Raw genomic sequence first — 6,726 nt, 5'->3', positions numbered from 1 at the left:
GACAATATGAGGCCGCCGACGCGCTCGGGCTGTCCTATTGGGAGAAGAACGCGCTGATCGTGCTGCCGCAGGCGATCCGCCACGTCATCCCGCCGCTGGTCAACACCTTCATCGCCTTCTTCAAGGACACCAGCCTGGTCCTGATCATCGGCATCTTCGATCTCTTGACCACTGCCAAGACCGCGATCGTCGATCCGGCCTGGCAGGCCTTCAGCGTCGAAGTCTATGTATTCGTCGGCGTGATCTACTTCGTGTTCTGCTTTGCGATGTCGCGCTACAGCCGCGGCCTCGAGGCGCAGCGCGCGCACGGCTGAGGCGGTGATCACGTTCGAGCGCGAAGCCTCGACCGCTATGCGTTTGTCTGGGTCGCATCGCATTTTCCTTCGTCGCATGGGACGTTTTTGGAGCCTGCCGTGATGGATCGATCCGCTTTGCGCGGAACCTGATATGCCCCATCCGGACAAGCTTGAGAAAGTGGAAAACATCTCCGTGAGCGCGTGAACCCCGGCAGCGGCAACTTGCACTCATGTGATGCGATCACGCAGCATATGAGGAGGTCGATGCCATGGCGCCCCCGAAACGCTCGCCTCACCCGATCGAGCGACCGCCAAAGGGCATGCCCGTCCCACGCAATTGGGGATTGATGCAAGGCGGCATTCCCTACCGGCCGCACGGCCCTGTCCGACCGGGAGATACCCGGCCTCAGGAAGACTGGTACACCGTCGCCGAGAAGTTCAGTGTCGGAGTCAAGGAGCTGATCTATTTCAACTTCATGACCGACGACCCCGATGTCGTGAACTGGTACCTCAGCCACTATGTGGGGTGCGTCAAGGTCAGCCCCAGCGGCAACAACTGGATGTTCAGCAATTCGGCCAATCCCGGCATCATCTACATCCCGCCCGTCGATCATGATCCGATCGATTTCGAGGCCGAGGATATCTGTGTCTGGACTCCAAATGATGCCAAGACGTTTCTGATGCGCCTGCTTGCGCTTGCGCAGGGCATGAAGGGCTACAAGGGGCAGCGCATCAAAAAGCTCGTGCAAGTGATCCTGAACGCCGGATATCCGGCGTGCCTGGACCTCTGGTACTACAACGATATGGTCATATCGGTGTATGTCGACATCAAGGAAGGCAACGCCAAGCGCCGCGAGATGATCAAGGCGACGCGCGGCGCGTTTCCGTTCAGTGGAGAGTCGGGTGTCTACGGGCAGCAGGGCAGCGAAGAGCGCCATCGCGGCATGTGGCAAATCCATCCGGTCAGAAGCCTGTTCACCGAATCTTGCGGCGCTTTCAATGCTCAGGCCATGAAGGACCGCTTGGAAAGCATCGACGAGGAAATGTACAGGGGCTGGCACGAGCTCGATATGGTATCTGCCAAGTCGAGCCAGGGCGGCGGCAGTGCCTTCGGAGAAATGGTCTGGGACTTTATCAACCATGTGAGGCTGTTGTCGGAAGACGAGAAGCACCTTTACTGGGCGTTTTCACAATAGCGGCCCATCGCTCGCCTGCCGGCACCTTCCATGCCGGCGCCTACCTTGCGGAAGTCGTGCGCGGCGGCCTGCAGGCGGTGCCGCGCGGACAATATGAGGCCGCCGACGCTCTCGGGCTGTCCTGCTGGGAGAAGAATGCGCTGATCGTGCTGCCGCAGGCGATCCGCCACGTCATCCCGCCGCTGGTCAACACCTTCATCGCCTTCTTCAAGGACAACAGCCTGGTCCTGATCCTCGGCATCTTCGATCTCTTGACCACCGCCAAGACCGCGATCGTCGATCCGGCCTGGCAGGCCTTCAGCGTCGAGGTCTATGTGTTCGTCGGCGTGATCTACTTCGTGTTCTGCTTTGCGATGTCGCGCTACAGCCGCGGCCTCGAGGCGCAGCGCGCGCACGGCTGAGCGATCCGGATTCTCCGTCGCTTGCCTCCCTCACGTGCTGCATCCTTCGGTGCCCGCCTGTTCGCATCCGCAGCCGTCTGCTTTGATTTTTGGAGCGGCCTGCTCTGGCTTTAACGATGCGGCAACCAAGACTTGGCCGATGGCAGGCTCAGGGCGCGGCTGGCACAGAGTGCACTAGGCGATGTTCCACCCGTAACTTATCTTGAACGCCATTGGATTCGCGAGCGCGCGCGATGACAGTATCATTGTTCGCGTGGGCATCGTTCGATTTGGTGTGTGCCTGACAGGGCTTTACTTTTTGATTTTTGCCGTACGCCAATGGCCGAAGACAACGCCGTCTATCCGGAAAGCACCCGAAGCCAGGTCCACGATGCCCTGCAAGGGTTTTCGACCGATGAGCTTCGCCAACTCCTGGCGGAGATCGAGCAATTCCTGAGTGTTGAAGCCAAGCCTCGCCGACCGAGACTGCGACTGGCCGGAGGCACATACGTGAACGAGTATACCGCGCGCGCAAACATCGACCACTATCTGGATCTGCTGAAGCGCCCGGACGTTCCAACCAACACGAGATCGATGCTCAACAAGCGGTTGCTTGAGGAAGAAGACAGGCTGGGCCGCCGACACGAGCAACTGGAGTTTGCCGAAAGCAGGGCCGCGGCCTGCCGGGATCGCGCAGATCGCCAGCGGCGTCTGGCGGAATCGTTTACCCCTGGTTCGGCTGACCGTGAGCAGGCCGAAAGGCTGCTGGTCAATTTCGAGGCGCTTGCGCAGTTCGTGGAGGGCTTCTGTCGCCAGATGCGCCACACCGTGAACCATAGTCCGCTTTGAGCGCGACGCCGCCTCGGCTCCGCGGGCTCCTCATCATCATCACCATCTCCCGCATCCGGTCGGCCCTTTGACCGCGTAGGCGCTTCGCCCCCGGGACCGCTGACAGGCGAGCGGGGTATCCCCATCATGGCGGCACTCGGCATCACGAGAGCACGGACATGGCTTGCAAAGTGATCGCGATCCTATTTATGATCATAAAATGGATAAATCGGCTCTCCCGTCCCTCGACCCTTCGCGCCGCGCCTCGATCAAGCGCAAGCGCTCGGACGCCGTCGCCGACCTGATCCGCAGCCACATCTTCCAGGCCGGCTTGCAGCCGAGCGACCGGCTGCCGCAGGAGGGGGAGCTGATCGAGATGTTCGGCTGCAGCCGCTCCACCATCCGCGAGGCGCTCAAATCGCTGGAAGTGCAGGGGCTGGTCCAGAACACCACCGGCCCCGGCGGCGGCGCGCGGGTGGCGCCGGTCTCGATCAACCGGATCGTCGGCCTGCTCAGCAACTATTTCTACTTCCAGTCGACCAGCACCGCACAGATCTACCAGATCCGCCGGCTGATCGAGCCGGAGCTCGCCTTCAGCGTGGTCGGTCACCTAACGGCGGAGCATTTCGCCGCACTGGAAAAGGCGATCGCGGTCCAGGAGCATCATCCCGACGGCGATGCCGATTGGGAACATCATCGCCACGCCGAGATCGATTTCCACGACATCCTGATCGAGGCCTGTCCCAACCCGCTGCTCGGCCTGATTTGCCGGTTCGTCAACGAGGCGATCCGGCATCTGATCGGCAAGCTCGGCGTACAGGAATTCGCATCCAGCTTCACCTGCGAGAACATCGAGTTTCACAAGCGTCTGCTGGCCGCGTTCCGCTCCGGCAATGCTGTGCGCGCCCGGCGCGTGATGCTCGATCATGTGCTGAGCGCCGAAGCGGTGGTCGTTCCCGCGGAAGACCGGCGCATCGATCTGCCCGTCTTTCACCAGCCGTTGCGGCTCGATTAACCGCATCGGCCGACTGCTGCATCACGCCTTGGAGAAAACGACAATGGACACGCGGCGCGAGAATGAGTTGTGGAGCTGGTCGGCCGTCGATCTGGCGCGTGCGATCGCGACGCGCGCGATTTCCAGCCGGGAAGCCGTGCAATCCAGTCTCGATCGTATCGCCGAGGTCAATCCGGCATTGAACGCCATTGTCGCCGTGCTCGCCGACGAAGCGCTGGCCGCCGCGGACGCGGCGGACGTCGCGGTGAAATCAGGCGCGGAGCTCGGCGTGCTGCACGGCGTTCCGGTCACGATCAAGGTCAATGTCGACCAGCGCGGCTGCGCCACCACCAACGGGGTCGTTGCCTTCCGCGACGTGATCGCCACCGAGGACAGCCCTGTGGTCGCGAATCTTCGCAAGGCGGGCGCCGTCATTGTCGGGCGCACCAACACGCCGGCCTTTTCGCACCGCTGGTTCACCAACAACGATCTGCACGGCGCGACCTACAATCCGTGGAGCCGTCGGCTGACGCCGGGCGGCTCCAGCGGTGGCGCCGCATCGGCCGTTGCCTCCGGCATGGGCGCGATCGCACACGGCAATGATTTCGGCGGCTCGATCCGCTATCCCGCTTACGCCTGCGGCGTCGCCGGCCTGCGTCCGACGCCGGGACGGATCCCCGCGTTCAATCCGTCGGCAACCAGCGATCGCCCGATCACCGCGCAGATGATGTCGGTGCAGGGGCCGCTTGCCCGCTCGGTCGCAGACTTGCGCATCGGCCTCGCCGCCATGGCGCAGGCGGACGCGCGCGACGGCACCTGGCTGCCGGTGCCGCTGCAGGGTCCAGAGCTCAAGCGTCCGATCGGCGTTGCGATCGCAGCGGCGCCGTTCGGCGACGAGGCGGGCGAGGTGAGCGCGGCGGTGCGCGCCGCCGGGCGCTGGCTCGCGGAGGCCGGCTTTGCCGTGGAAGAGACCGTGCCGCCGCGGCTCGCGGAGGCCGCCGATCTCTGGCATCGCCTCGTCATCAATGAGGAGCGGCGTGTGCTGGCGCCGATGATCCGCAAGTTCGGCGACGATCGGAGCCGCTACAATCTCGAATGCCATATCGCCTACGCGCCCGAGCTCGACGGCGATCAGGTGCTCGCCTGCTTCGAGCAGCGGCTGGCGATCGTGCGGGCCTGGCAGCTGTTCCAGGAGCGCTGTCCCGTCATCATCCTGCCGGTTTCGGCGCAACTGCCGTTCCGGTTCGATCAGGACCAGGAAGACGCGAACGTCGTGCGCGCGCTGCTCGATGCGCAGCGGCCGCTGCTGGCGGTGCCCGCGCTCGGCTTTCCGTCGGTCGTCGTGCCGACCGGGACCGCGGGCGGCGCGCCGGTCGGCGTGCAGGTGATCGCCGGCCGCTTCCGGGAAGACGTCTGTCTCGCAGTCGCCGAGCTGATCGAGGCGCGTGCATCAAAGCTGACGCCGATCGACCCGCGAGATTGAACCAACAACAAAGCACTGAACATCATGGGAGAACATCACGTGACGAACGCACCGATCTGGCAATGGTCCGCCGTGGACACGGCCGCGGCGATCCGAAACAACCAAGTGACGTCGGAGGAGGTGGTCCGCGCCCATCTCGACCGCATGCAGGAAGCCAATCCGGCGCTCAACGCCGTCGTGGTCGATCTCGGCGCGTCAGCGATGCAGGCCGCCAAGGCCGCGGACGAGGCGTTGGCTGCGAGCAAGCGCGGAGGCGGCGCCGTCGGGCCGCTACACGGCGTGCCGGTTACGATCAAGATCAATATCGACGTCGAGGGCCAGGCCAATTCGAACGGCGTGGTGGCATTCAAGGACAACATCGCGCCGGGCGACTCGCCGGTGACGGCCAATCTCAAGAAGGCCGGCGCCGTCATCATCGGCCTCACCAACACGCCGGAGTTCTCGCTGCGCGGCTTCACCGACAACCCGCTGCACGGCCTGACGCGCAATCCCTGGAATGCCGATGTGACCTGCGGCGGCTCCTCGGGCGGCGCCGGCGCGTCGATCGCCGCCGGCATCGGCACCATCGCACACGGCAACGACATCGGCGGCTCGCTGCGTTGGCCGGCGCATTGCAACGGCATCGCCACCATCAAGCCGACCCAGGGCCGCATTCCGGCGTTCAATCCGAGCGCGACCGCGGAGCGGCCGCTGATGGCACAGTTCATGTCGTCGCAAGGGCCGCTGGCGCGCCACGTCGCCGACGTGCGCCTCGGCCTCGAGGTGATGGCGCAGCGCGACCCGCGCGATCCCTGGTATGTACCGGCGCCGCTGACGGGGCCGAAGCCGGCCGGGCCGATCAAGATCGCGCTCGCAAAGATCCCCGAGGACATGGCGACCGATCGCGGCGTGATCGCGCTCCAGCGCAAGGCGGCGGATCATCTCGCCGATGCCGGCTATGCGGTCAGTGAGGTCGAGGTTCCCGACCTCAACAAGGTCTGGCAGCTCTGGTGCGACCTGATCATGACCGAGGTTCGCGTGTTGCAGCAGGACCAGATGCTGGCGACCACCAGCGCCGACTTCCAGAAGACGTTCCGCGGCTTCATCGCGCTGGCCAATCAGCTCGACCAGGCCGGCTACATGAAGGCGATCGCGGAGCGCTCGCGCCACATCAGGAACTGGATGACGTTCCTGGAGCAGTATCCGCTGGTCGTGATGCCGACCACGGTGCGCAAGACGCCGGAGGTCAATGCCGATCTCGGCGGCGATCAGCGCGTCAAGGATTTGTTCTGGAACGACCTGCGCTTCATTTCGTCGATGAACGTGCTGGGGCTGCCGGCGGCCGTGGTGCCGGTCGGCCTCGATGAGGGATTGCCGGTCGGCGTCCAGATCGTCGGCTCGCGCTATCGCGAGGACATGTGTCTCGACGCCGCCGAGGCGATCGAGCGCAAGGCCGGCATTCTGGCACGGCAATTGTGGCAGCGGCGCTGAGGCGATGATGAAGTTAGGTCGAACTGGCGACGCGAAGACGCTCCACTCCCTCTCCCGCTTGCGGGGGAGGGCTGGGGTG

At 64.3% G+C, this 6,726-nt stretch carries 6 protein-coding genes and 1 pseudogene; all 7 read left to right on the top strand.

What is annotated here, in order from left to right; all coding sequences use genetic code 11:
* On the top strand, positions 1 to 314 hold a 314-nt coding region (locus tag AC1VNY_RS41950), incomplete at its 5' end, for an ABC transporter permease subunit (protein WP_482409588.1).
* Positions 315 to 565: 251 nt separating this feature from the next.
* A complete protein-coding gene (locus AC1VNY_RS41945; protein ID WP_155258384.1) occupies positions 566 to 1,492 on the top strand; it encodes a hypothetical protein in 927 nt (308 codons plus the stop codon).
* Between the two features lie 32 nt (positions 1,493 to 1,524).
* Positions 1,525 to 1,893 (top strand): annotated as a pseudogene (locus AC1VNY_RS41940) (ABC transporter permease subunit); the annotation flags it as partial.
* Between the two features lie 318 nt (positions 1,894 to 2,211).
* Complete coding sequence (locus AC1VNY_RS41935) at positions 2,212 to 2,721, top strand: hypothetical protein (RefSeq protein WP_482409587.1); 510 nt, start codon at positions 2,212 to 2,214, stop codon at positions 2,719 to 2,721.
* Between the two features lie 199 nt (positions 2,722 to 2,920).
* Positions 2,921 to 3,715 carry a FadR/GntR family transcriptional regulator gene (locus AC1VNY_RS41930; protein WP_482409586.1) on the top strand — a complete coding sequence of 265 codons (795 nt, stop codon included), beginning with the start codon at positions 2,921 to 2,923 and terminating at the stop codon, positions 3,713 to 3,715.
* 43 nt (positions 3,716 to 3,758) lie between these two features.
* Complete coding sequence (locus AC1VNY_RS41925; protein WP_482409585.1) at positions 3,759 to 5,177, top strand: amidase family protein; 1,419 nt, start codon at positions 3,759 to 3,761, stop codon at positions 5,175 to 5,177.
* 24 nt (positions 5,178 to 5,201) lie between these two features.
* Entirely contained in the window at positions 5,202 to 6,647 is a 1,446-nt protein-coding gene (locus AC1VNY_RS41920; protein ID WP_482409584.1) for an amidase family protein, read from the top strand.
* The last annotated feature ends 79 nt before the right edge of the window (positions 6,648 to 6,726 follow it).

The organism is Bradyrhizobium ferriligni, assembly GCF_056837965.1.
This window is presented reverse-complemented; position numbering and strand designations above follow the sequence as displayed.